A 25,031-nucleotide genomic window follows, 5' to 3' on the forward strand; every position below is an offset into this window, starting at 1 on the left:
TCACCAGCCCTTGAAGGGGCTGCCGTCGTAGTTGATGAAAGGCACGTGCCGGTGCTTGCGCTGCTGCTGGTCCAGCGAGTGGCGCATCCAGTCCACGCTGGCGTCCACGGTGAGCGGCGCGCCGGCGCCGCCCATGTCGGTCTGCACCCAGCCGGGGCTGACCACGACGAAGGACGCGTGCGGGTAGTCCGGCTGCGCCGCGGCGACCGCCATGTTCAGGGCGGCCTTGCTCGCGCGGTAGACCCAGCTGTAGCTGGACTCCACGCCGGCGATGTGGCCCATCTGGCTGCTGACGAAGGCGAACTGCCCGCGTGCGGCTTCCACCAGCGGCGCGACCTGCACGATGGCCTGCATCGCGCCCCACACGTTGGTTCGCATCACGCGGTCGAAGTCGTCGCGCGACGGCGGCTGCTTCGCGTCGCCGCGCGACATGACGCCGGCCACGTAGAGGGCCAGGTCGATCTTCTCGCCATCGAGCTGCCAGCCGAGGCCGCTGACGCTGGCCGGGTCGGCGACGTCCACCTTGAGCGCCTTCGCGCCGAGGGCCTCGATGCGCGCGAGCCCCTCGGCGTCGCGGGCGGTGGCGATGACGGTGTGCTTCGCTTCGCGGTACTGGCGCACGAATTCGAGGCCGATGCCGCGGGAGGCGCCGATGACGAGGATGTTCATGGTTCGGGGGTGGCGGTGGGGTTCACTGCGTTCACCTTCCGGCGCTGGCGCGCCGCCACCCTACGGGAGAGCACCCCGTAGGGTGGTGGTGGAGCGAAGCGAAACCCCACCGAAGGGCCTCAAACGAGCTCGAGAGCGACAGCGGTCCCTTCACCGCCGCCGATGCACAGCGTCGCGATGCCGCGCTTGCCGCCGCGCGCCTTCAGCGCGTGCAGCAGCGTGACCATGATGCGGGCGCCGGACGCGCCGATCGGGTGGCCCAGCGCGCAGGCGCCGCCGTTGACGTTGACGATGTCGTGCGAGACCTTCAGTTCCTCCATCAGCGCCATGGGCACCACGGCGAAAGCCTCGTTCACTTCCCACAGGTCGACGTCGGACACCTTCCAGCCGGTCTTGGCCAGCAGCTTCTGCGTGGCGCCGACGGGCGCGGTGGTGAACCACTCGGGCTCCTGCGCGTGCGTGGTGTGGCCGACGATGCGCGCCAGCGGCTTGACGCCCAGGCGCTTCGCGGTGCTCTCGGTCATCATCACCAGCGCCGCGGCGCCGTCGTTGATCGAGGAGCTGGAGGCGGCGGTGATCGTGCCGTCCTTCTTGAACGCCGGACGCAGCTGCGGGATCTTGTCCAGCTTCACCTTGCCGGGGCCTTCGTCGATGCTGATGACGCGCTCGCCGGCACGGTCCTTCACCGTCACGGGCGTGATCTCGGTGGCGAAGGCGCCGGATTGCGTCGCGGCCTGCGCACGCTTGACCGACGCCATGGCGAAGGCGTCCTGCGCCTCGCGCGAGAACTTGTACTTGGCGGCGCAGTCCTCGCCGAAGGTGCCCATCGCGCGGCCCGGCTCGTAGGCGTCTTCCAGGCCGTCCAGCATCATGTGGTCGTAGACCTTGTCGTGGCCCATGCGGTAGCCGCCGCGGCCCTTGAGCAGCAGGTAGGGCGCGTTGGTCATGCTCTCCATGCCGCCCGCGACCATGATCTCGTGGGTGCCGGCGAGCAGCATGTCGTGCGAGAGCATCGCGGCCTTCATGCCCGCGCCGCACATCTTGGACAGCGTCACGGCGCCGGCGCTGCGCGGCAGGCCGCCCTTGAACGCCGCCTGGCGTGCGGGCGCCTGGCCCTGGCCCGCCATCAGGCAGTTGCCGAACAGCACTTCGCCGACGGCGTCGGCGGGGATGCCGGCGCGCTGCACGGCGGCCTTGATGGCGGCGCCGCCCAGGTCGTGCGCGGCGAGCGCGGAAAAGTCGCCCTGGAACGCGCCCATGGGGGTGCGCGCGGCGCCGACGATGACGATGGATTCAGCCATGGTTCACTCCTTCAGTAATTGGTCGTGGGGATGACGAGGGCGCCGCGTTCCTCCTCGGCGATGCGGCGGATGTAGTCCTGGAACTCGGGGTCTTCGCCCCGCAGCAGCAGCGGCAGCGCGTTGTGGAAGTCCTCGCGGCGGCACCACTCGCGCATGTAGTCGTCCCAGCTGTTCCAGCGGCGGGCCTCGGTCTCGCCCATGCGCGGCTTGTACGCCACGAGATAGGCGCGCTCGAACAGCGAGATCAGCATGTCGAAGATGACCAGCATGCGCTCCTTCTGTTCCGGCGTCGGGTTGAACAGCGGGTCGTTGGTGCGCAGGTGCAGGTCGGGATTGAGCAGCACGATCTTCAGGAAGTCGTTGTACGCGTCGGAGAGCAGCTGGTAAGCCTCTTCCTCCTCGTTGTCGCGCTCCTTGCGCTGCTCCCAGGCGAAGAACAGGATGGCGAAGGGCAGGCCCAGCGCCGTCACGATGAAGCTCGCCAGTTCCCATCCGTCGCGCCAGTTCATGCGACCGCCTCGGCGTTCGCGACCTGCTGCCGCCGCGCGAAGCGCTGCTCGCGCGCATAGGGAAAGACGTCGTGCACGTGCCCGGCGAGGATGCGCGCCTTGTGCGATTCCCAGAACGCCGGGTCGAGCAGGTCCGCGTGGTGGCGCAGGAAGACGTCGCGCACCGCGGGGTTGCCGAGCAGGAAGGGCTCGAAGGTTTCCGGGAACACGTCGCGCGGGCCGACCTTGTACCAGATCTCGCCGGAGAGCTCCTCCTCCTCGGTGCGCGCCTGCGGCACCTTGCGGAAGTTGCAGTCGGTGAGGTATTCGATCTCGTCGTAGTCGTAGAAGACGACCTTGCCGTTGCGCGTGACGCCGAAGTTCTTCCACAGCATGTCGCCGGGGAAGATGTTCGCCGCCACGAGGTCCTTGATCGCGTTGCCGTACTCGACGACCGCGTGCTCCACCTGCTCGCTGGCGCCCGCATCGAAGGCTTCCTGCAGGTAGATGTTCAGCGGGATCATGCGCCGCTCGATGTAGAGGTGGCGGATCACCACCTCCTCGTGGCCGTCGCCGTCCCGGTCGCCGATCTCCAGCTGGCTGGGGGCGAAGCGGCGGATCTCCTCGAGCAGTTCGTCCTCGAAGCGTTCGCGCGCAAAGGCCACCAGGCTGTACTCCAGCGTGTCGGCCATGCGGCCCACGCGGTCGTGCTGCTTCACGAGCAGGTACTTGCCTTGCACCTGCTCGCGCGTGGTGTCCTTCTGCGGCGGGAAGAAGTCCTTGATCACCTTGAACACGTAGGGGAAGGACGGCAGGTCGAACACCAGCATCACCATGCCCTTGATGCCGGGCGCGATGCGGAACTTGTCGCTGGAGTGGCGCAGGTGGTAGAGGAAGTCGCGGTAGAAGAGCGTCTTGCCCTGCTTCGCGAGGCCGAGCGCGGTGTAGAGCTCGCCCCGCGGCTTGCGCGGCATGAGGCTGCGCAGGAACTGCACGTACGCCGCCGGGATCTCCATGTCCACCATGAAGTAGGCCCGCGCGAAGGAGAAGAGCATCAGCAGCTCGTCCTCGCCGAACAGCGCCGTGTCGATCACGAGCTTGCCTTCGCGGCCGTGCAGGATCGGCAGGGCGAAGGGCAGCTCGGAGAAGCCGTTGATGATCTTGCCGACGACGTAGGCGCCCTTGTTGCGGAAGAACAGGGACGACAGCACCTGGATCTGGAAGTTGGCCCGCAGCTTCACGTGCGACAGCCGCGCGGCGATCGCTTCCAGCACGAAGCCGGCGTCGCGCTCCAGGTCCTCGAAGGGGCGGGCCAGGCGGAAGTTGTGGACGATGCGCACCAGCTCGTCGCGGAGCGTCTCGCGCGTCGGATAGTAGGAGCGGTACGTGGGCGTGGCCGCCGGCTCGGAGTTCTCGATGTACTCCGTGCTGACCGCCGGCCGCACGAAGATGAAGTCGTTGTGGAAGTAGGTCCGGTGCAGGATCTTGGTGGTGACCGTGTTGAAGAAGGTCTCCGCCAGCTCCGGCTGGTGGTGGTCGACGAGCAGCCCGATGTAGTGCAGCTTGACCTGGTGCCACACCTCCATGGATTGCTGGCCGGCCTTGAACTCCTTTTCCAGCCGCTGCACCGCCTCCTTCACGCGCAGGTCGTAGAACTCGATGCGCTCGCGCTGGGCGCGCTGCTGGCCGTGCCAGTCGGCCGTCTCGAAGCGGTGCTTGGCGCGCGCGGACTCGCTGCGGAACAGCTGGTAGTGCCGGTTGAAGCCATCGAGCATCGCCTTGGCGATGTCGAAGGCTTGCGGCGCATCCAGGCGTTCCGGGAACATGGTCCTGCTAGGGGCGCGCCCGGGCGGCGATCACGCCTTCGACGGCGGCGCGGTAGGTGGGCTCGATCGCGTCGGTGCTGGCGACGGTCATGTGCAGGTCCTGCAGCAGGCCGTCGTGCACGCCGAAGGCCCAGCCGTGGATGCTGACCTTCTGGCCCTTGGCCCAGGCGTCCATCATCACCGTGCTGACCGAGAGGTTCACCACCTGCTCGATCACGTTGAGGTCGACGAGCGCGTCGCCCCGCTGCTCGGGGGCCATGTTGTCCAGGAGGCCGCGGTGCCGGTCGCGCACGTCCTGGATGTGGCGGATCCAGTTGTCGGCCAGGCCGACGCGCGTGTTGTTCAGCGCGGCGAGCACGCCGCCGCAGCCGTAGTGGCCGACCACCATGATGTGCTCCACCTTGAGCATGTCCACGGCGAACTGCACGGTGGACAGCGCATTGAGGTCGGAGTGCACGATCACGTTGGCGACGTTGCGGTGCACGAAGACCTCGCCCGGGTCCAGGCCGGTGATCTGGTTCGCGGGCACCCGGCTGTCGGAACAGCCGATCCACATGAACTTGGGCTTCTGCTGCTTGGTCAGGCTGCTGAAGAAGCCGGGGCGGTCGCGCTCCATCTGCGCGGCCCATGCGCGGTTGTGGGCGAAGAGGTCATTGACGGATGGCATGGGCACATTCTCCCGGATGGGCGCGGTCTGTAGAACCACCTACGGGCTTTCCCCCTGCGGCGGCCCGCCTACATGGTCTCGGCGAACAGTTCGCGACCGATGAGCATGCGGCGGATCTCGCTGGTGCCGGCGCCGATCTCGTACAGCTTGGCGTCGCGCCAGAGGCGGCCGAGCGGGTACTCGTTGATGTAGCCGTTGCCGCCGTAGATCTGGATGCCCTCGCCCGCCATCCAGGTCGCCTTCTCGGCGCACCAGAGGATGACGGAAGCGCAGTCCTTGCGCACCTGGCGCACGTGCTCGGTACCGAGCTTGTCCAGGTTCTTGCCCACCGTGTACGTGAAAGCGCGCGCGGCCTGCAGTACCGTGTACATGTCCGCGACCTTGCCCTGGATCAGCTGGAACTCGCCGATGCTCTGGCCGAACTGCTTGCGGTCGTGGATGTACGGCACCACGTTGTCCATCACCGCCTGCATGATGCCGATCGGGCCCGCGGCCAGCACGGCGCGCTCGTAGTCGAGGCCGCTCATGAGGACCTTCGCGCCCCCGTTGAGCGCGCCGAGCACGTTCTCCGCCGGCACTTCGACGTCCTGGAAGACGAGCTCGCCCGTGTGGCTGCCGCGCATGCCGAGCTTGTCGAGCTTCTGCGCGATGGAAAAGCCCTTCATGCCTTTCTCGATCAGGAAGGCGGTGACGCCGCGCGCGCCCAGCTCCGGTTCGGTCTTGGCGTAGACCACCAGCGTGTCGGCGTCGGGGCCGTTGGTGATCCACATCTTGTTGCCGTTCAGGACGTAGTAGCCGCCCTTGTCCTCGGCCTTCAGCTTCATGGAGATCACGTCGCTGCCCGCGCCCGGCTCGCTCATCGCGAGAGCGCCCACGTGCTCGCCGGAAATGAGTTTCGGGAGGTACTTCTTCTTCTGCGCCTCGGTGCCGTTGCGCTTGATCTGGTTCACGCACAGGTTGCTGTGCGCGCCGTAGGAGAGGCCCACCGATGCGGACGCGCGCGAGATCTCCTCCATCGCCAGCATGTGCGCGAGGTAACCCATGTTGGCGCCGCCGTATTCCTCGGGCACCGTGATGCCCAGCACCCCGATCTCGCCCATCTTGCGCCACAGGTCCATCGGGAACTGGTCGGTGCGGTCGATCTCCGCGGCGCGCGGCGCGATCTCGCTCTGGGCGAACTGGTGCACGGTGTCGCGCAGGGCCTCGAGGTCTTCGCCGAGGCCGAAGTCCAGGCCGGGTAGCTGCTGCATGCTTGTCTCCTTGGGATCAGTGCCGGATGCCCGCGCGTCCGGTGATGGTCATGAGAGTGGCCGTCATGGTGGCGACCAGCTTCTCGCCGCCCTCGTGGTGCGCATAGGCGCGGCCCTCGGCCACGGTGATCGTGCGGCCCGGCTTGAGCACCAGGCCTTCCATGCGGAAGCGCTCGCCCTGCGCGGGCGCGAGCAGGTTGATCTTGTATTCGATGGTGAGCACGCCGGCGTCGGCGGGCATCAGCGTCGCGGCCGCGTACCCGCACGCGGAGTCGAGCGCGGTGGCCACCATGCCTGCGTGGAGGAAGCCATGCTGCTGCGTGAGCGCCTGCTGCCAGGGCAGCTCGATCACGGCGCGACCGGGCGCGACCTCGGCCAGCGTGGCGCCTATCGTGTGCATCGCCCCCTGTTTCGCGAAGCTGGCGCGGACGCGTTCTTCGAAGGCGGGATCCTGCGGTTCGGGGCGGTGGGCGGCCATGGCGGGTAATTGACGTTTACGTCAACGTCAATTATGCCCGGACCTTGTCCGCCTTGTCCTTTTCCAGCCGCGCCAGCAGGGAACGGGCCTCGCGCTCGTGGGTGCGCACCTCGTCCAGGTTGGCCTGCAGCTCGGCGAGCTGCTCCTCCAGCTGCTGCCGGTGCTGCGCGAGGATGGTGAGGAACTTGCGCAGCTGCGGCCCCGTGTCGCGCGGGCTGTCGTACATCTCGATGATGTCCTTCGCCTCGGTCAGCGACAGGCCCAGTCGCTTGGCGCGCAGGGTGAGCTTCAGGCGCGTGCGGTCGCGCGGGCTGTAGATGCGGTTGCGGCCGCCGGGACCGGACCGGGCGGGCTGCAGCAGGCCCATGTCCTCGTAGAAGCGGATCGCCCGCGTGGTGAGGTCGAACTCGCGGGCCAGGTCGCTGATCGTGTAGGTCGTGTTGGGATGCGTGGCGGCCATGGTCTTGTACGGCAGGGGACAGCGGCGCCCGCGGGGGCTGCCTACAATGGCCGATTACATCTGACGTTTACGTCAACGTCAACGGGGCGCCCATGAACCTCCTGGAACGCGAACTGCAGTACCCCCTGGGCGACACCCTGCCCGGGCCCGGCACGACCATCGAGCTCGCCCCCGGCGTGCGCTGGATCCGCATGGCCCTGCCCTTCGCGCTGGACCACATCAACCTCTGGCTGCTGCGCGACCGGCTGGACGGCCGCGAAGGCTGGACGGTGGTGGACTGCTGCATCACGCACGACGCGTCGAAGGCCCAGTGGGAGCAGGTGTTCGCGCACGAGCTGGAAGGCCTGCCCATCGTGCGCGTCGTGGTCACGCACATGCACCCGGACCACATCGGCCTGGCGCACTGGCTGTGCGAGCGCTGGAGCACGCCGGAACACGAGTGCCGCCTGTGGATCAGCGCGACGGACTACCACGCCGCCCGACTCGCGACACAGAGCACCACCGCCTTCGGCGGCGAAGGCGCGGCACGCTTCTTCGCGTCCCACGGCCTGGCCGACCCGGAGTCGCTGGAGAAGATCCGCGGCCGGGCGAACTACTTCCCCGGCCTCGTGCCCGCGCTGCCGCCGCGCTACCGGCGCATGCAGGACGGCGACCTGCTCGCGATCGGCGGGCGCAGCTGGCGCTGCATCAGCGGGTACGGGCACGCGCCGGAGCACATCTCGCTGTACTGCGAGGACGTCGACGTGTTGATCAGCGGCGACATGATGCTGCCGCGGATCTCCACCAACGTGAGCGTCTACGAGATGGAGCCGGAGGCGAACTCGTTGGCGCTGTTCCTTGCGTCGATCGACAAGTTCCGGCCGCTGCCGCCGGACACGCTGGTGCTGCCTTCGCACGGCAAGCCCTTCCGCGGGCTGCAAACGCGCATCCGCCAGCTGCACGAGCACCACCGCGAGCGCCTCGACGAGGTGATGGCCGCGAGCCGCGACCAGCCGGTGTCCGCCTGGGACATCCTGCCGATCCTGTTCAAGCGCAAGCTGGACCTGCACCAGACGACCTTCGCGATGGGCGAGTCGGTGGCGCACCTGCATGCGCTGTGGCATGCGGGCAAGATGCGGCGGACGAAGGATGCGGAAGGGGTGTGGCGCTTCGGGCCGGTGTGAGCAACGCCGGGGTGCGCTGTCGCGCAACCCAGCCTACCGGCCCCGAAGAGGAGCAGGGCCTCGAATTACGCGGATTTCGTAGGCTGGGTTGCGCGCAGCGCACCCCAGCATGCCGCCCTCACCACGCCGGCAGCGGCTCGTCCTTGAGCTGCCCGCGCAGCTCCGAGTAATTCGGCACCACGGTCTTCACCGTCTCCCAGAACCGCGGGCTGTGGTCCATCACCCGCAGGTGGCTCAGTTCGTGCGCCACCACGTAGTCGATCACCGGCAGGCGGAAGTGCACCAGCCGCCAGTTCAGGCGGATCGATCCGTCACTGTGTGCCGTGCCCCAGAGCGTGCCGGCGCTGGAGAGCGTCAGCTTGCGCCATTGCACCTTCAGCTGCGGCGCATAGTGGTTCAAACGCTCGACGAACAAGGCCTTCGCCTGGCGCATCAACCAGGCCTGCACCGCGTCGCGGATCTGCGCCGGCTGCGCCGTGTGCGGCAGGCCGATGTGCAGCGTGTGGCGGGCGACGCCGGGCAAGGTGCTCGTGTCGGTGCGCAGCAGCCCGCCCACGTCCTGCCGCGGGTCCAGAACCAGGATCACCTGCTCGCCGAGATAGGGAAAGGTGGCGCCGTCGGCCCAGGTGATGCGCGCCGCCTCGATGCGCTCCTGGCGCTCGCGTGCCGCTTCCAGCTTGTTGACGATCCAGCGCGCCTTGCTGCGCGTGGCCTGCTCCACTTCGCCGATGGGCACCCAGCGGGGCGCGCTGACGACCAGGCCCTCGGGACCGACGGCGAAGCCGATGTTCTTGCGCTTGGCGCGGCGGAATTCGTAGGCGACGACCACCTCGCCGAGGCGGATCTCGCGGTTCGCGTCCGGATGGCGGAAGGCCGTCGGCGCGAGCAGCGGCTCGATCGGCTCGCCGGGGACGGACTCGAGGTCCTCGGTGGGGACGACGAGTGCGGGCTTCGCCGCGGGAGGGACCGGTTTCGGCTCGTCGAACAGGTCGAGGAGGAGCTGAAACGGCGACTGCATGGGGCGCGATTCTACGGGCGCACCCCATGCCCCGCCAAGGCGCTCAGGCTTCCGCGACCTGCTTTTTTTCCTCGTGCGCGTAGGCTTCGGGGTCGAGGCGGCGCATCTCCGACTCGATCCACTCCTGCACCTCCTGCATCAGGCCCTCCGGCGTGCGGCCCTCGCTGGGAATCGGCTTGCCGATCGAGACGTCGCAGATCCCCGGGTGCTTCACGAAGGCCTTGCGCGGCCAGACCTTGGCCGAGGCCACGGCGATCGGGATCACGGGCGCGCCCGTGGCGATCGCGAGGCGCGTGCCGCCGGTCTTGTACGTGCCGACCTTGCCGCGCGGGATGCGCGTGCCTTCGGGGAACATGATCACCCACACGCCTTGCGCCAGGAGCCGCTTGCCCTGCTCCACGACCTTGTTGAAGGCCTGCGTGCGCTGGCTGCGGTCGATGTGGATCATGTCCATGCGCCCGATCGCCCAGCCGAAGAAGGGGATGTAGATCAGCTCGCGCTTGAACACATAGGCGAGCGGATGCGGCATCAGCGTGGGGATCAGGAAGGTCTCCAGCGTCGACTGGTGCTTCACGAGCAGGATCGCGGGGCTGGTCTTGCCTTGCGGCAGGTTCTCCATGCCGGTGACGCGCACCTGCACGCCGCACAGGATGCGCAGGCCGTCGATCTGCCACGACAGCCAGCGCTCGGCCTTCCAGTACATGGCCTCGCCGCTGGCCCACAGGGAAGACAGCACCATCCAGATCCCCCACGGGATGACGGTGACCAGCATCCAGAGGCCATGCAGGAGCGAACGGAGCAGGGACATCGATTCCTTTCGAGTTCAGGCGACCGGCTTGGGTGCCGGCGCGCGAGCGATCAGCCAGTCGGCGAACGCGGCGAGGTCCTGGTGGGCCCGCGTGCCTTCGGGGTAGCCCTCGGGCAGCGGCTTGCCGCGCAATGGCTCCGCCTTGCCCGTGAGCACCAGGTGCGGCTGGCAGCCGACGGCGACGCCGGCCTGCAGGTCGCGCGGCGTGTCGCCGACCACGTGCGTGGTGCGCAGGTCCACGCCGAAGCGCTCGCCGATCTGCTCGAACAGGCCCGGCAGCGGCTTGCGGCACTGGCAGTTGTCGTCGGGCGTGTGCGGGCAGTAGAAGACCGCGTCGATGCGACCGCCCAGCGCCGCGAGCGCCTTGTGCATCTTGGCGTGGATCGCGTTGAGCGAACCGACGTCGAAGAGCCCGCGACCGAGGCCGGACTGGTTGGACGCCACGGCGACGTGCCAGCCCGCGTGGTTCAGGCGCGCGATGGCTTCCAGCGCGCCCGGCAGCGGCTGCCACTCGTCCGGCGACTTGATGAACTCGTCGCTGTCGACGTTGATGGTGCCGTCGCGGTCCAGGATGACGAGCTTCATGGGGGCGTCCTTACTGGGCCAGGCGCGACAGGTCGGCGACGCGGTTCATCGCCTGGTGCAGCGTCGCGAGCAGGCCGAGGCGGTTGAGGCGCAGGTCGGTTTCTTCCGCGTTCACCATGACGTCGTCGAAGAAGGCGTCGACCGGCCCGCGCAGCACGGCCAGCGTCTGCAGCGACGCCGTGTAGTCGCCCGATTCGAACTGGGCCCGCGCCTGGGGCGCGATCTTCTGCGTGGCGGCGAAGAGCGCCTTCTCCGCGTCTTCCTTCAGCAGGCGCTCGTTGACGTGCGCGTCAGCCTTCTCGGCCTTCTTCAGGATGTTGCCGATGCGCTTGTTCGCGGCGGCCAGCGCCGGTGCTTCCGGCAGCGCCGCGAAGGCGCGCACGGCGGCGAGGCGCTTGGCGACGTCGCCGAGCCGCTGCGGCTTCAGCGCCAGCACGGCTTCGACTTCCTGCGCGCTGTAGCCCTGCTCGCGCAGCTGGCCGGCGAGGCGGTCGTAGATGAAGTCGAGCAGCTGCTCCGTCGTCTCCGGCGTGGCCTGGGGGAACAGGCCGAGGGCCGCGGTGACGATCTCCCGCAGGTTCAGCGGCAGGTCCTTCTCCATCAGCATGCGCACGATGCCCAGCGCATGGCGGCGCAGCGCGAACGGGTCCTTGTCGCCGGTGGGCAGCTGGCCGATCGCGAAGAGGCCGGCCAGCGTTTCCAGCTTGTCGGCGAGGGCCACCACGAGGCCCAGCGGGTTGCGCGGGAGTTCGTCGCCGGCGAACCGGGGCTTGTAGTGGTCCTCGATGGCGGTGGCGATCTCGTGGCCCAGCTTGTCGTGGCGCGCGTAGTAGCCGCCCATGATGCCCTGCAGCTCGGGGAACTCGCCCACCATGTCGGTGAGCAGGTCCGCCTTCGCCAGGCGCGCGGCGATGTCGGCTTCGTGGGCGAGGTGGTCGCTCCCGAGCTCGGCGCCGATCACCTTCGCGATCGCGCGCACGCGCTCGATGCGTTCCCCCTGCGTGCCCAGCTTGTTGTGGTACACGACCTTGGCCAGGCCAGGCACGCGCGATTCGAGGGACTTCCTGCGGTCCTGGTCGAAGAAGAACTTGGCATCGGCCAGGCGCGGGCGCACCACGCGCTCGTTGCCGCCGATCACCGCGCTTGGGTCCTGCGGGCGAATGTTGCTCACCACGAGGAAGCGGTTCGTGAGCTTGCCCTTCGCGTCCAGCAGCGGGAAGTACTTCTGGTTCGCCTTCATCGTGAGGATCAGGCATTCCTGCGGCACTTCGAGGAATTCCGCCTCGAATTGGCAGGTGAGCACGTTCGGGCGCTCGACCAGCGCCGTCACTTCGTCGAGCAGCGCGTCGTCTTCGATGGGGCGCGCGCCGCCGCCGACCTTCGCGGCCGCTTCCTGCAGCTGGCGGGCGATCTCGGCGCGGCGTTCGGCGAAGCCGGCGATGACGGCGCCATCGCGCTCCAGCGTCCTGGCGTAGCCGTCCGCGTCGGCGATGTGGACTTCCGCCTGCGCGGCTTCGAAGCGATGGCCGTGCGTGACACGGCCGGCCTGCAGGCCCAGCGCCTGCACCGCAACGACGTCCTTGCCGTGCAGTGCGACCAGCCTGTGCGCGGGACGCACGAACTTCACGTCCGTCCAGCCGTCGGCGAGCTGGTAGGTCATGACCTTCGGGATGGGCAGCTTCGCGATCGCTTCGTTCAGCGCCTTCTGCAGGCCGTCGGCCAGCGTCACGCCGGCCACGGTGCTGTCGTGGAAGAGCGCCTCGGCCTTTCCGTCCATGGCGCGCTTGAGCCTGGGCACCGCGGACGCATCGGCGCCGAGCGCCTGCAGCTTCTTCAGCAGGGCGGGCGTGGCGTTGCCGCTCGCATCGAGGCCGACGCTCACCGGCATCAGCTTCTGCGACACGGACCTGTCCGCGGCGCGCGGAGCGACGGCCGTGACGTGCGCCGCGAGGCGCCGGGGCGATGCATACGCCGTGAGCTTCGATTCGTTCGTCGCGAGGCCTTGTGCCTTCAGCTGCTCCAGCAGCACGCCGGCGAAGGACTCGCCCAGCTTCTTCAGGGCCTTCGGAGGCAGTTCCTCGACGAAGAGTTCGACCAGCAGGTTGTTCATGGACATCAGGCGGCCTTCTTCTGCATGTCGGCCACCCACTCGCGCGGCGCCATGGGGAAGCCCAGGCGCTCGCGGCTCTCGTAGTAGCTCTGGGCGACGCTGCGCGCCAGGTTGCGGATGCGGCCGATGTAGGCCGCGCGTTCGGTGACGCTGATCGCGCCGCGCGCGTCCAGCAGGTTGAAGCTGTGCGCGGCCTTCAGCACCTGCTCGTAGGCCGGCAGGGCCAGCTGCTGCTCCATCAGGTGCTTCGCCATCTTCTCGTGCGCGCCGAAGGCCGTGAACAGGAATTCGGCGTCGCTGTGCTCGAAGTTGTACGTCGACTGCTCCACCTCGTTCTGGTGGTACACGTCGCCGTAGCTCAAGCCTTCGGTCCACTTCAGGTCGTAGACGTTGTCCACGCCCTGCAGGTACATGGCCAGGCGCTCCAGGCCGTAGGTGATCTCGCCGGTGATCGGCTTGCAGTCGATGCCGCCCACCTGCTGGAAGTACGTGAACTGCGTGACTTCCATGCCGTTGAGCCAGACCTCCCAGCCCAGGCCCCAGGCGCCCAGCGTCGGGTTCTCCCAGTCGTCCTCGACGAAGCGGATGTCGTTCTTCTTCAGGTCGAAGCCCAGCGCTTCCAGCGAGCCCAGGTACAGCTCGAGGATGTTGTCCGGGGCGGGCTTGAGCACCACCTGGTACTGGTAGTAGTGCTGCAGGCGGTTCGGGTTCTGGCCGTACCGGCCGTCCTTGGGGCGGCGGCTGGGCTGCACGTAGGCGGCCTTCCACGGCTCGGGGCCGATGGCGCGCAGGAAGGTCGCCGTGTGCGAGGTGCCGGCCCCGACTTCCATGTCGTAGGGCTGCAGCAGTGCGCAGCCCTGGGCGTCCCAGTACGACTGCAGCTTGAGGATCAATTGCTGGAATGTGAGCATAGGCTGCGGAACGCGAAGGCCGTCCCGTTGCGGCGCGGGCCGGCGGCCCGCGGAACCGTCGATTTTAGGGCTGCGCGCCGGGTCGCCGCCCGCGCCAGCCCACCAGGGCGGCAACGGCAGCCACCGCCCACAGGGGCCAGAGGCCGAAGCGGGACACCCAGCGGGCGAAGGGGGTGATCGCCGTTCCGCCTTCGACTTCGCCCACCAGCACGCCGCGCGTGAGCCGCGGCAGGTTGGCGCTGACGTTGCCGTGGCGGTCGATGATGGCGGTCGCCCCGGTGTTGGTGGCGCGGATCATGGGGCGCTCGAACTCCAGGGCGCGCATGCGGCTGATCTGCAGGTGCTGGTCGATCGCCACCGTGTCGCCGAACCAGGCGATGTTGCTGAGGTTCACGAAGACGGTCGGGGCGGTCGCCGGGTCGGCAAAGCGCGCGCCGAGCTCCTCGCCGAACAGGTCCTCGTAGCAGATGTTCGGCGCGAGCCGCTGCCCGCCCCAGGCGAAGGAGGGCTGTCCCACGTCACCGCGGTTGAAGTCGCCCAGCGGGATGTTCATCATCCGCGTGAACCACTTGAAGAACGGCGGGATGAACTCGCCGAAAGGCACCAGGTGGTGCTTGTGGTACCGGTAGGGGGCCGCCCCGGGCGCGAAGCCCATGACCGAATTCGTGTAGCCCTGGTCGAAGTTGCCCAGCGGGATCCCGACCAGCGCCGCGCGCGCGCCCCGCGCGAACGTGTCGCGCATGCCTTCCAGGTAGCCATCGGGCAATTGCACCGGCAGCAGGGGGATGGCCGTCTCCGGCGCGACCACCAGCTGCGCGTCGGTGTCGCGCAGCCGCTTGCCGTACCACTCGAGGGCGAGGGGGATGCCGGTGCCGCCCTCGAACTTCTCGTCCTGCGGGATGTTGCCCTGGAGCAGGCCCACGCGCAGCCGCGGCCCCGCCGGCTCCGGGGTGGACAGGCGCGTGTGCGCATTGCAGGCGGCGAGCAGGCCCGCACTGGCCAGCACCGCCACCCAGTAGCGCCACGAGCCCGCAGGGTGCTGCACGAACAGCGACAGGAGGTAGGCACTCCAGGCGGCGAGCGCCCCGATGCCGTAGACGCCGACCCAGGGCGCGAACACGGCGAGCGGACCGTCCACGTGCGCGTAGCCGCCGGCGCCCCAGGGGAAGCCGGTGTAGAGGGTGCCGCGCAGCAGTTCGGCGCCCAGCCAGAGCGCGGCGAAGAGGGCGGCGTCCCAGCCGGGACCGCGCGGCGTGGCGTGGCGCCACAGCGCCGCGGCCAATGCGTAGTCCAGGGCGAGGAAGGCCGCGAGCAGCAGCACCGCCAGGCCGGCCAGCAGCGCCGGAAGCCCGCCGTAGACGTGCATGGAGATGAACAGCCACCAGAAGGTGGCCACCAGCCAGGCCGTGCCGAAGCACCACGCGACGACGGCGGCGCCGCGCCAGCCGGACTGCCGCTGCAGCAGGCCTGCGAGTACCGCGAGCGAGAGGATCTGCAGCCACCACAGGGGCTGCCCGCTGCCCGGCCAGGCGAGCGACAGGGCCTGCAGCACGCCGGCGATGGCCGCGGCTGCCGGGGCGGCGAAGCGATGCGCCCGGGCGATCAAGCGGGCTGGCCGTCCGCCTCGGCGGGCGAGACCTTGAACCAGCGCACCGCGCCGCCCTTGGTGTGGAGCACGACGAAGTTCAGGCCGCCCACGGTGGCGACCTCGCCCCGCTTCGGCACGTGTCCCATGCGGTGGGCGATCAGCCCGCCGATGGTGTCGAACTCGAGCTCGTCTTCCCCGCTGGCGAGCCGGGTGCCGAAGGCCTCCGCGACACGTTCGATGGAGGTGTCGCCGCTCACGCGGTACGTGCGGTCTGCGAGGCCGAAGATGTCGCCTTCGTCCTCGACGATGTCGAACTCGTCCTCGATCTCGCCGACGATCTGCTCCAGCACGTCCTCGATGGTGATCAGCCCGGCCACCCGGCCGAATTCGTCGATGACGACGGCGAGGTGGTTGCGGTTGCCGCGGAACTCGCGCAGCAGGTCGTTGAGGCCCTTGCTCTCGGGCACGAAGACGGCGGGGCGCAGCAGGGCGCGCGGGTTCAGGCCCGGCGCGCGCTGGAGCTTCAGCAGGTCCTTCGCGAGCAGGATGCCGATGATGTTCTCGCGGTCGCCCTCGTAGACGGGAAAGCGCGAGTGCGCCGTGTCGATGACGACGTGGAGGATCTCCTCGTACGGCGCGTCGATGTTGACGAGGTCCATGCGCGGCGCGGCGACCATGACATCGCCGGCCGTGAGCTCGGCCATCCGGATGACGCCCTCGAGCATCACGCGGGACTCGGGCCCGATGATGTCGGCTTCTTCGGCGTCGGCCAGCGTCTCGATCAGTTCGGCCTTCGAGTCCGGACCCGGATGGATGAACTCGGCGACCTTTTGCAGGAACGTGCGCTTGTCCTGCTTCTCATGCGCGGTGCGCGCAGGGTGGGGATCAGACACAGCCGTGAGGCGGAAGTGGAGGTGTCCATAGGATACCGGATTGGCCGTGCCCCTGGCTCAGCCGGCCGGCGGCGGCCTTCAGCGCCCGCTCTTGCGACGCGCGTCGATGGCGCCGCGGCGGATCTCCTGCAGCTGCGAGAGGAAGTCCAGGAAGCTCTTGGCCTGGCGCTTGAGGCGGTAGTCGGCCTGCGCGACCTGCTCGTCCACCATCTCGCTCACGCGGCTCTCCAGCGTGGCCGACGGCAGGCGGAGATAGGCCTCCGTTTCGCTGCCGGCGCGCTCGAGCGTGGCACCGGCGTTGCGCGCGATGCGCAGCATGGCCGTGTTCTCGGACAGCGCGTGGATGAACATCAGCTCCACGCCCTCGTTGCGCGCGTGGACCACGGCGCGGTCGAACAGGCGGGCGCCGTAACCGCGGCCGCGCGCCTTCTTCGCGACCGACACGCCGAACTCCGCGCCCGCGGGCGCCCCGGTCTCGCCCGGCATGAAGGCGAGGTGCGCCATCGCGATGAGCTCCAGTCGGCGGTTGAAGATGCCGAAGATGTCGTCGCGCTCGAAATCGAGCCCGTCCACGTAGCGGCCGATCTGTTCGTCGTTGGCGCTGTAGCCGAAGCGCAGGTAGCGGTCCTGCTCGTCCAGGGCCAGGAGGTGGTCGGCAATCCGCCGGCGGTGCCCCGCGCCCAAGGAGCGGATCGGCACGATGCGGTCGTTGCGATCGTCTTGCTGCGGTGCTTCCATGCTTCAAATATAAGGGTTTCCCCTTAGGAATTGCAGAGGCTTCAGGGAAAACACATGTTCACGCCATGACGCGTCGCACCTCGCGACGTTACTCACAGCGTGCTACAAATTCCAGTCACGGCCCACGCTTCTGACATGTCCGCCATTTCGCTCGCCCGTTCGCCCTTCACGCGCGCCAGGAAGGTGATCGCGGTGGCGGACGTCGTCGAGTCGGTGCGGCTCATGGAACGTGGCGAAGAGGCGTTCATCGAGCGCTGGCACCGCTTCGTCGACTTCGTGCAGGAGCAGATTCCCGCGCATGGCGGGCGGCTGCACAAGAGCCTCGGCGACGGCGTGATGCTGGAATTCGCCGACGCCGATGGCTGCATCCGGGCCGTGCTCTCCATGCAGGCGTGGTTCCGCGACGTGAACCAGGGGCTGCCGACGGAAGACCATGTGCACCTGCGCATCGGCGCGCACCTGGCGGTCTTCGTCGCGGACCAGTACGACATCTACGGCACCGACGTGAACGTCGCCGCGCGCATCGCGAGTCTCGCGGGTCCGGGCGAGGTGGTGATCTCGGCGGCGTTGCGCGCGGCGCTGGGACGCACCTTGGCCGTGCGCCTCGTCGACCTCGGGGAGTGCCACCTCAAGCACGTGAAGCAGCGCGTGCATGCGTACCGCGTGGCACAGGCCACCGAAACACCGGAGCTGCCGGGACACGGCGTGGACCCGGCGGGGCTGCGCGCGGCCGTGGCCGTGCTCCCGTTCGCCCTGCCGGGCCAGCAAGGCGACACGCTGTCGGACGAACTCATCGCGGGGCTGGCGCGCAGCGACGCGCTGCAGGTCGTGTCGCGGATGACGACGCCCGCGCTCGACGCGACCCGCGACACCTTGCAGGCGGAGTTGCAGGAGGTGGGCGCGCGCTACGTGCTGACCGGGCGGCCGCGTTCGCAGGGTGGCGCGCTGTCCCTCTACCTGGAGCTCGCCGACGCGGTGAACGGGCATGTGATGTGGGCCGAGAATTTCCAGGGCGCAGCCGATGCGGCGGGCGTGCTGGACAGCCGCTTGCGGTCCCAGGCGGTCGCAGCGGTCCACTCTGCCGTGATCGAACACGAGATGGAGCTCGCCGCCACGCGGCGCGTACCGGCACTCGAGGGCTCCACGCTGCTGCTCGGCGCGCTCGGCCTCATGCACAGGCTTTCGCCGGTGGACATGGAACAGGCGCGCCACCTGCTCGTGCACCTGCTGGACCGCTGGCGGCGCCATCCCACGGGCAATGCCTGGCTCGCGCACCTGCACGTGCTGCGCGTGCAGCAAACGGCCGCGGGCTTTGCCCAGCACGACGCGGCACTCGCCCGCGCGCACGCCGCGGCCGCCGCGCAGTCGGACCCGGGTTCGCCGCTGGTGCTGGCGCTCGATGGCTATTCGTGCCTGCACGGGATGCGCAACCTCGAAGCGGCCGCGGAACGGTACGCGCAGGCGCTCAGCCTGCGGCCGCAGCATTCGGTGGCTCTCCTCTTCCACGCGGAGCTGCAAGCCCTGCGCGGCGCCGCACGTTCAGCGCGGGCTGCGGCGCTCACGGCCCGCAGCCTGCTGGTGCTGGAGCCGATGCGCTATCTCTACGACGCGATCGCGGCGCTGGCGGCACTCGCCGACGGCGACCCGGAGGCGGCGGCGGGGCTCGCGCAACTGGCGGTGCAGCGCAATCCGCGCTACCTGCCGGCCTGGCGCAGCCTGATCGTCGCGCAGGTGGAATGCGACCGCCTTGGCGAGGCGCATGCGAGCCAGCAGCAGTTGCTCAAGCGCCTGCCGGCCTTCACGGTGCGGGGGTTCATCGGCTCGACGCCCTTGACCGACGGCCTGGAAGCTCGCTTCGCGGACGCCCTGCTCCAGGCGGGTGCGCCCGCGCACTGAGCGCGGCCTACCAGCGCGCAGGGAGCTTCTTCTTCAGCGTGATGCGCTTGATGCCCAGCTCCACGTAGCCGCCCTTTTCGAGGTCCTTCAGCAGGCGGCTCACCATCTCCCGCGAAGCACCGACGCGGCTCGCGATCTGCTGGTGGGTGATCTGCGTGAGCTGGATGGGGGCCTGCGTGCTTGCCGGCCCCTGCTGGCCCTCCAGCGTGTGGATGACGCGTCCGTACACGTCCATCAACGCCATCTGGCGCGCGGTCTCGGTGGCGGAGCGTGCGCGCCGGATCACCTGGGTGACCAGCTGCAGGGCGAAGCCGGGTTCGTCCGCCAGGTGCTGCTGCACCGCCGCTTTCGACACCAGGGCGCACAGCGACGGCTCCAGCGTCATCACCGAGGCGGAGCGTGGCCCGCCATCGAGCGACATCTCGCCGAAGTAGTCGCCCGCCTGGATGGTGCCGTAGGTGATCTCGCGCCCGTTCTCGTCGGTCGCGTACACCTTCACCTGCCCCTGCAACAGCACGAAGAGCGAATCGCCCGGCTCGCCCTCGTTGAGGATGATCGTGCTCTTGCGGTAGTTGCGGATGATCCCGCGCGCGGCCAGCCGGGCCAGCGACGGCTCCAGCGTGGCCAACAGCCTGTCCTGCTCGATGGCAGCCCTGGACACGTTCATGGCGTCCTCCCCTGTGGAAAACTCTAGCAGGTGCTCCGGCGAAGCCCAAGAGGGCTGCCTAGTGCACCGGGTCCTGCAGGTGCGCCGCCCCGATGGGCGGCAGCACGGCAACCTGGGCCACGAGCGCCCGCACGCCGTGGCAGTGCGTCTTGGCGCACATGCTGCGCACGTGGCTCCGGATGGTGGACACCGCGACATGGAGCTGCAGCGCGATCTGCGGTGCGGAATAGCCCTGGCAGAGGATGCCGAGCACCTGTTCCTCGGCGGGCGTGAGGCCGTGCGTGCGGGCGAAGAAGCAGAGCATCACGGCGTCGCACACCGATGCGCGCGAGAACAGCAGGGCGACCGAGCAGGTGGGCTGCAGCCGCTCGGGCCGCAGCGGCACGACCGCGATGCTGACGCGTTGCCGGGTCGCGGTGCGCAGCGCGATGAGGCTGCGGCGCCCGGTTTCCGCGCGGGCGAGCGCCTGCATCAGCACCTTCGATTGCGCGGCGTCCGTGGTGTGCAGGTGGCCCTCGTGCACGCCTACCACGCGCCGCCGCGCGAGCTCGTGCCGGGCGGCCTGGTTGGCGTGCAGCAACTGGCCCTTGGCCGACGCGAGCAGCACCCCATGCGCGAGCTCGTCCATGACGAGCGAGAGTCCGTGGCCCGGACCGTCCGGGATGGTCGCCACGTACATGGCGCTGCGCGCGCCTTCTGCCGATGCATCCATTCGCTTCCCCCTGTGTGAGGGAAAAAGCTTATGAACGCACCCTGCAGGAACGTTAGATATTCTCGGGACCGTTTCCGGTGAAGGAATCACCTTGACACGGAACTCGCAGGCTGGCGACGAGCTCCACCGTGCCGGAACGGACCTGCGGCGCGAAGGCGAGCGCCACGTGCGGCACGCCCGGCACGAAGCGGTTGTCCGCGTGCGGCAGGGTCGCGGTGTCGGCGGGAAACACGACGTTGTCGCAGTTGGAGTACCAGCAGGTCGCGGGCGGCAGGGGATGCCGCTCCTCGTCGCGCGCGAGTTGCGCCAGCCAGTCGCTGGCCAGCCGCATCTGCCGCCCGTTGGTCTTGCGGCTGAAGCGCGCCAGCCAGGTCCCGTGGTGGGGCGAGCCGATCGTCACGAGATGCGCCACGGCGCGCCGGCCCTGCGTGCCGCGCCACCATGCCCGCGCTGCGAGGCCGCCCATGCTGTGGCAGACGAGCACGGGGGCGCGCCCGGTGCAGGCCGTGACGCGTTCCACGGCCGCGTCGATCGCGTCGGCGAAGGCATCGATCGAGCCGAAGGGCGGCTCCAGGTTCACCGCGACACAGGCGTGGCCGCGCGCCCGGAAGTCCCGCATCCATGCGTTCCAGAATCCGCGATTGCACATGAAGCCGTGCACCAGCACGACGCCCACGCGTTGCGCGCACTGCGGCCCGATGGCGTCAGGCTGCACGCGCCAGCGCAGCGGCTGGCGCCAGTAGAAGGTGCGAAACAGGTGCGCGGTCTCCAGCCACCACGCACCCACCAGCTGGGCCGGCGAGGGCTGCGGCACCTTCGCCGCCTTGCCGACGCGCGCCACGATGGCGAGCTCCAGCGCAAGGGCGGCAGGGGCGACGAGTAGGATCGCCACGGCGCCGAGGAGGGCCTGCAGCGGCGACGCCGGCCAGCGCCAGAGGAGACAGGCCAGCACGAGGATGGCCTGGCCGCCGCAGGCCGCGAGCAGCAGCCGGGCGACGCTCGAGTGTCGGGGCATCCGGTGCAGTATCCCACGCGCCGTCCGCACCGCGGCGGCACCGGCGCCGCTAGACTGCGGCTCGCATGAGCACCGCGCAAACGATCCGTGAAGCCGTCGCCGAAGTGCAGCGCCTGCGCGAGGAATGCCGGGAATGGCCCGGCATCGGGCAGGCGGTGGTGCGGCTGAAGCGGTTCCAGGCGGCGCGGTTCGCCGGCACCTACGCGGACCTGCTTGCATCGGGGACCTATGGGGCGGCAGCGCGCTTCTTCCTCGAGGAGTTGTACGGTGACCGCGACTACGCCGATCGCGACACGCAGTTCGCGCGGATCGCGGGCGCGGTGGAAAAGCTCTTTCCCAGGGACGTGGCGCAGACGGCCGGCGCACTGGCGCAGCTGCACGCCTTGACCGAGTCGCTGGATCACGGGATGGCGCGTGCGATTCCGCTGGCGGATGCGGAAGATGTGGCCGCCTACGTGCGTGCCTGGAAGGCCGTCGGCCGGCGCGCGGACCGGCAGCGGCAGCTGGAATCCGTCGTGGGGCTCGGCGCCGAGATGACGCGCCTCACGCGGCTCCCGGGGCTGCGCACCATGCTGAAGATGATGCGGCGGCCCGCCGCGGCCGCGGGACTGAGCTCGCTGCAGTCCTTCCTCGAATCCGGGTTCGATACCTTCGCCGCCGTCGCCAGGCAGCAAGGCGGCGCGGAGCGATTCCTGGAGACGGTCCGCGAGCGCGAGCAGCGGCTCATGGACATGTTGTTCGACGACGAAGCTGTCGCTTGCGAGACGGAACTGCGTCGCATCCTAGGACAAGCCCGCTAGCCCGCAACCCGCCCGCCGCCCCAGAATGCGCCGCGAAGGAGCGCTTGGATGCAGCAGAGGCCCTGGCTCGCGCACTACCCGGAAGGGGTGCCGCACGACATCGACCCGGAGCAGTACGCGTCGCTGACGCAGCTGCTGGAGGAGTCATTCAGCAAGCACGCGAACCGCCCGTTCAGCGTGTGCATGGAACGGTGGATGTCCTACCGGGAGCTCGACGCGGCGTCGCGTGCGCTCGGCGCGTTCCTGCAGTCGCAGGGGCTCGAGCCCGGCGCCCGCGTCGCGATCATGCTGCCGAACATCCCCCAGTTCGCGGTGACCATGGCGGCGGTGCTGCGCGCGGGCTACACGTGCGTCAACGTGAATCCGCTCTATACGGCGCGGGAGCTGGAGCACCAGTTGCGCGACTCCGGCGCCACCGCGATCGTGATCCTGGAGAACTTCTGCCACACGCTGGAGCAGGTCATCGCGGACACGCCGGTGAAGCACGTGGTCGTCGCCGCGATGGGCGACCAGCTCGGGGCGGTGTACGGGCGCTGGATCACCTTCGCCGTGCGCCACCTGGCGAAGATGGTGCCCGCGTTCCGTCTTCCCCTGGGGGATGGCCGCACCGTGACGCCATTTCCCCGGGCGTTGGCAGAGGGCGCGCGGCTGACGCTGCGCCCCGTTGCGCAGAACCTGGACTCCGTCGCATTCCTGCAGTACACCGGCGGCACGACCGGCCTGTCGAAGGGCGCCGTGCTCACGCACAGGAACATCGTCGCCGCCATCCTGCAGGCGGAAGCCTGGTTCACGCCGGCGCTGCGCAAGGTGGGTGACGTCAGCCGCACGAACGCCATAGCGGCGCTGCCGCTGTATCACATCTTCGCGCTGACGCTGTGCCTGCTGGCGATCCGCTCCGGCGCGCACATGACGCTGATCCCGAATCCGCGCGACATCGGGCGCTTCGTGGAGACGCTGAAGAAGCGGCCCTTCCACATGCTGCCCGCGGTGAACACGCTGTTCAATGCGCTGCTGCAGCATCCGCAGTTCCGCTCCATCGACTTCTCGCAGCTGCACGTGTCGCAGGCGGGCGGCATGGCGGCCTCCGAAGGAACGGCGCGCCAGTGGCGCAAGGCGACCGGTTGCGTGATGGTCGAAGGCTGGGGCATGAGCGAGACCTGCGCGATCGGCACCAACAATCCCCTGGACTCCACGGAGTTCTCGGGCACGATCGGCATTCCGCTGCCCGGCATCGACTTCGCCGTGAAGGACGATGCAGGGCAGGACCTGCCGCTCGGCCAGCCTGGCGAGATCTGCATCCGCGGCCCCAACGTCACGCCGGGCTACTACGAGAAGGCGGAAGAGAATGCGAAGGCATTCACCGCCGACGGCTACCTCCGCACCGGCGACGTCGGCATCATGGACGAGCGCGGCTACACGCGCATCGTGGACCGGAAGAAGGACATGATCCTGGTGAGCGGGTTCAACGTGTACCCGAACGAGCTGGAGAACGTGATCTCCTTGTGTCCGGGGGTCGTGGAGTGCGCCGCCGTCGGCATTCCCGACGAGAAGCAGGGCGAAGCGATCAAGGTATTCGTCGTGAAGAACGATCCGGCCCTGACCGAGGACACCGTCGCCCGGCATTGCCGCGACAATCTGACCGGCTACAAGCAACCCAAGTACATCGAATTCCGGGATGAGCTGCCGAAGTCCAACGTGGGCAAGATCCTGCGACGCGAGTTGCGTGCGGCGAACTAGTCGAGGCGCAAGATGAGCGCCGTGGGTTTGCCGCCGGGCGTCGTGTTGCTCGAGCGCGGCTGGCTCTCGTCGAACAACATCGTGCTGCTTGGCAACGGCGAAGCGGCCGTGGTGGACAGCGGTTACTGGACCCATGCGGCGCAGACGATCGACCTGGTCGAGCGTGTCGCGCAGGGACGCGCGATGACGACCCTGGTGAACACCCACCTGCATAGCGACCACTGCGGCGGCAACGCGGCGCTGCAAGCCGCGCATCCGGCCTTGCGCACCCTGATTCCCCCCGGCCAGGCAGCCGCCGTGCGGGACTGGGATCCCGTCGCGCTGAGCCACGAACCGACGGGGCAGGCGTGCCCTGCTTTCCGCTTCGATGATGTACTGGTGCCTGGGACTGCCGTGCGCCTTGGCGCTGCGGACTGGGAGGTGCACGCGGCGCCAGGTCACGATCCGCACTCGGTCATCCTGTTCGAGCCCGCGTCGCGCACGGCGATTTCCGCGGACGCGCTGTGGGAGAACGGTTTCGGCATCGTCTTTCCCGAACTGGAGGGGGAGCGCGCCTTCGAGGAAGTGTCTGCGACCCTGGACCTCATCGAGCGCTTGTCGCCGCGGTTGGTTCTGCCGGGACACGGGCGGGCTTTCACGGGCGTAGCGGAGGCGCTCGCCCGCGCCCGCAGCCGGCTGGCCGCGTATGTGGCGGATCCGCGGCGCCACGCGGCCCATGCAGCCAAGGTCCTGCTCAAGTTCAAGCTGCTGGAACTGCAGCAGGTGCGACGGGCAGATTTCCTGACTTGGGCGGAAAACGCCGCCTATTTGCGGCTGGTGCATGAGCGCTTCGCCTCAGGGATGCCGCTTGCGGAATGGGTCGACGCGTTGTTGCGCGACCTGGCTGCGAGCGGGGCGCTTCGCGAGGAAAACGGGGCTTTGACCAACGCCTGAACGGTCGGAGGCGGGCTCGGGCAGTGGCTTCCGACGGCACGCGGTGCCATTCACCCTTCCGCGCCGCTTTTGTGGCGTACCGACGCCAACCGCGCCGATTGTGGCGCGATCTTCCGAGAATCGGCATCGCCGGCCAGCTGCCGTTTCGATCCGGAAAAACAAAAGGCCCGGCATTTCTGCCGGGCCTTCGTCGCTATAACAGCCTGACGATGTCCTACTTTCACACGGGAATCCGCACTATCATCGGCGCAGAGGCGTTTCACTGTCCTGTTCGGGATGGGAAGGAGTGGGACCACCTCGCTATGGTCATCAGGCATA

24 protein-coding genes and 1 rRNA gene are annotated in these 25,031 nt (G+C 68.9%); 5 read left to right on the top strand and 20 right to left on the bottom strand.

The genetic code is table 11. The annotated features are described in order from the left end of the window. The 8 genes from H8N03_RS13375 to H8N03_RS13410 form a co-directional block, all read right to left on the bottom strand. Positions 1-669, bottom strand: a complete 669-nt coding sequence (locus tag H8N03_RS13375; RefSeq protein WP_187076691.1) for an SDR family oxidoreductase — start codon at positions 667-669, stop codon at positions 1-3. Positions 670-788: 119 nt separating this feature from the next. After that, the gene (locus H8N03_RS13380; protein WP_187076692.1) at positions 789-1,970 is read right to left on the bottom strand and encodes an acetyl-CoA C-acyltransferase; all 1,182 of its coding nucleotides are present in this window, start codon (positions 1,968-1,970) and stop codon (positions 789-791) included. 11 nt (positions 1,971-1,981) lie between these two features. Beyond that, complete coding sequence (locus H8N03_RS13385) at positions 1,982-2,479, bottom strand: hypothetical protein (protein ID WP_187076693.1); 498 nt, start codon at positions 2,477-2,479, stop codon at positions 1,982-1,984. Further along, on the bottom strand, positions 2,476-4,284 hold the full coding sequence (aceK, locus tag H8N03_RS13390) for a bifunctional isocitrate dehydrogenase kinase/phosphatase (protein ID WP_187076694.1): 1,809 nt from the start codon (positions 4,282-4,284) through the stop codon (positions 2,476-2,478). Before aceK ends, H8N03_RS13385 begins: the two co-directional genes overlap by 4 nt. A gap of 7 nt (positions 4,285-4,291) precedes the next feature. Then, the gene (can, locus tag H8N03_RS13395; protein WP_187076695.1) at positions 4,292-4,951 is read right to left on the bottom strand and encodes a carbonate dehydratase; all 660 of its coding nucleotides are present in this window, start codon (positions 4,949-4,951) and stop codon (positions 4,292-4,294) included. 68 nt (positions 4,952-5,019) lie between these two features. Further along, entirely contained in the window at positions 5,020-6,201 is a 1,182-nt protein-coding gene (locus H8N03_RS13400) for an isovaleryl-CoA dehydrogenase (protein ID WP_187076696.1), read from the bottom strand. Between the two features lie 16 nt (positions 6,202-6,217). Beyond that, entirely contained in the window at positions 6,218-6,679 is a 462-nt protein-coding gene (locus H8N03_RS13405) for a PaaI family thioesterase (RefSeq protein WP_187076697.1), read from the bottom strand. A 31-nt stretch (positions 6,680-6,710) separates the two neighbouring features. Then, positions 6,711-7,139, bottom strand: a complete 429-nt coding sequence (locus tag H8N03_RS13410) for a MerR family transcriptional regulator (protein ID WP_187076698.1) — start codon at positions 7,137-7,139, stop codon at positions 6,711-6,713. Between the two features lie 92 nt (positions 7,140-7,231). Here H8N03_RS13410 and H8N03_RS13415 point away from each other — a divergent pair, with 92 nt between their 5' ends. After that, entirely contained in the window at positions 7,232-8,302 is a 1,071-nt protein-coding gene (locus tag H8N03_RS13415) for an MBL fold metallo-hydrolase (RefSeq protein ID WP_187076699.1), read from the top strand. 118 nt (positions 8,303-8,420) lie between these two features. Here H8N03_RS13415 and H8N03_RS13420 read toward each other — a convergent pair whose 3' ends face one another. The 8 genes from H8N03_RS13420 to H8N03_RS13455 form a co-directional block, all read right to left on the bottom strand. Further along, complete coding sequence (locus tag H8N03_RS13420; protein WP_187076700.1) at positions 8,421-9,320, bottom strand: M48 family metallopeptidase; 900 nt, start codon at positions 9,318-9,320, stop codon at positions 8,421-8,423. Between the two features lie 43 nt (positions 9,321-9,363). After that, positions 9,364-10,128 carry a lysophospholipid acyltransferase family protein gene (locus H8N03_RS13425; RefSeq protein WP_187076701.1) on the bottom strand — a complete coding sequence of 255 codons (765 nt, stop codon included), beginning with the start codon at positions 10,126-10,128 and terminating at the stop codon, positions 9,364-9,366. 15 nt (positions 10,129-10,143) lie between these two features. Next, positions 10,144-10,713 (bottom strand): D-glycero-beta-D-manno-heptose 1,7-bisphosphate 7-phosphatase, encoded by a 570-nt coding sequence (gmhB, locus tag H8N03_RS13430; RefSeq protein WP_187076702.1) that lies wholly within the window; start codon positions 10,711-10,713, stop codon positions 10,144-10,146. Between the two features lie 10 nt (positions 10,714-10,723). Beyond that, complete coding sequence (glyS, locus tag H8N03_RS13435; RefSeq protein WP_187076703.1) at positions 10,724-12,829, bottom strand: glycine--tRNA ligase subunit beta; 2,106 nt, start codon at positions 12,827-12,829, stop codon at positions 10,724-10,726. Next, complete coding sequence (gene glyQ / locus H8N03_RS13440) at positions 12,829-13,734, bottom strand: glycine--tRNA ligase subunit alpha (protein ID WP_187076704.1); 906 nt, start codon at positions 13,732-13,734, stop codon at positions 12,829-12,831. Before glyQ ends, glyS begins: the two co-directional genes overlap by 1 nt. A gap of 64 nt (positions 13,735-13,798) precedes the next feature. Continuing rightward, the gene (lnt, locus tag H8N03_RS13445) at positions 13,799-15,340 is read right to left on the bottom strand and encodes an apolipoprotein N-acyltransferase (RefSeq protein WP_187076705.1); all 1,542 of its coding nucleotides are present in this window, start codon (positions 15,338-15,340) and stop codon (positions 13,799-13,801) included. Next, complete coding sequence (locus H8N03_RS13450; RefSeq protein ID WP_187076706.1) at positions 15,337-16,215, bottom strand: CorC family transporter; 879 nt, start codon at positions 16,213-16,215, stop codon at positions 15,337-15,339. The genes lnt and H8N03_RS13450 overlap by 4 nt, the downstream gene beginning before the upstream one ends. A gap of 78 nt (positions 16,216-16,293) precedes the next feature. Continuing rightward, on the bottom strand, positions 16,294-16,953 hold the full coding sequence (locus H8N03_RS13455) for a GNAT family N-acetyltransferase (RefSeq protein WP_187076707.1): 660 nt from the start codon (positions 16,951-16,953) through the stop codon (positions 16,294-16,296). 135 nt (positions 16,954-17,088) lie between these two features. Between H8N03_RS13455 and H8N03_RS13460 the strand changes: the two genes are divergently transcribed. Further along, positions 17,089-18,849 carry an adenylate/guanylate cyclase domain-containing protein gene (locus H8N03_RS13460; RefSeq protein ID WP_187076708.1) on the top strand — a complete coding sequence of 587 codons (1,761 nt, stop codon included), beginning with the start codon at positions 17,089-17,091 and terminating at the stop codon, positions 18,847-18,849. 7 nt (positions 18,850-18,856) lie between these two features. On the opposite strand, the gene H8N03_RS13465 is transcribed toward H8N03_RS13460, so the two are convergent. The 3 genes from H8N03_RS13465 to H8N03_RS13475 are packed head-to-tail and all read right to left on the bottom strand — an operon-like array spanning position 18,857 to position 21,243. Then, a complete protein-coding gene (locus H8N03_RS13465; RefSeq protein ID WP_187076709.1) occupies positions 18,857-19,516 on the bottom strand; it encodes a Crp/Fnr family transcriptional regulator in 660 nt (219 codons plus the stop codon). 58 nt (positions 19,517-19,574) lie between these two features. Continuing rightward, positions 19,575-20,228, bottom strand: a complete 654-nt coding sequence (locus tag H8N03_RS13470) for a helix-turn-helix transcriptional regulator (protein WP_187076710.1) — start codon at positions 20,226-20,228, stop codon at positions 19,575-19,577. A 52-nt stretch (positions 20,229-20,280) separates the two neighbouring features. After that, the gene (locus tag H8N03_RS13475; RefSeq protein WP_187076711.1) at positions 20,281-21,243 is read right to left on the bottom strand and encodes an esterase/lipase family protein; all 963 of its coding nucleotides are present in this window, start codon (positions 21,241-21,243) and stop codon (positions 20,281-20,283) included. Between the two features lie 65 nt (positions 21,244-21,308). Between H8N03_RS13475 and H8N03_RS13480 the strand changes: the two genes are divergently transcribed. Genes H8N03_RS13480 through H8N03_RS13490 form a run of 3 tightly spaced genes read left to right on the top strand, consistent with a single transcriptional unit; the run spans position 21,309 to position 24,713 of the window. After that, positions 21,309-22,043 (top strand): FFLEELY motif protein, encoded by a 735-nt coding sequence (locus tag H8N03_RS13480; RefSeq protein ID WP_187076712.1) that lies wholly within the window; start codon positions 21,309-21,311, stop codon positions 22,041-22,043. 48 nt (positions 22,044-22,091) lie between these two features. Next, on the top strand, positions 22,092-23,780 hold the full coding sequence (locus H8N03_RS13485) for an AMP-binding protein (RefSeq protein WP_187076713.1): 1,689 nt from the start codon (positions 22,092-22,094) through the stop codon (positions 23,778-23,780). Between the two features lie 12 nt (positions 23,781-23,792). Further along, positions 23,793-24,713: an MBL fold metallo-hydrolase gene (locus H8N03_RS13490; RefSeq protein WP_187076714.1), complete on the top strand. Its 921-nt coding sequence runs from the start codon at positions 23,793-23,795 to the stop codon at positions 24,711-24,713. A gap of 201 nt (positions 24,714-24,914) precedes the next feature. Here H8N03_RS13490 and rrf read toward each other — a convergent pair. Next, a 5S ribosomal RNA gene (rrf, locus tag H8N03_RS13495) occupies positions 24,915-25,027 on the bottom strand. Between the last annotated feature and the right edge of the window lie 4 nt (positions 25,028-25,031).

The organism is Ramlibacter cellulosilyticus (assembly GCF_014297465.1).
In the GTDB taxonomy this organism is placed as follows: Bacteria; Pseudomonadota; Gammaproteobacteria; order Burkholderiales; family Burkholderiaceae_C; genus Ramlibacter; species Ramlibacter cellulosilyticus.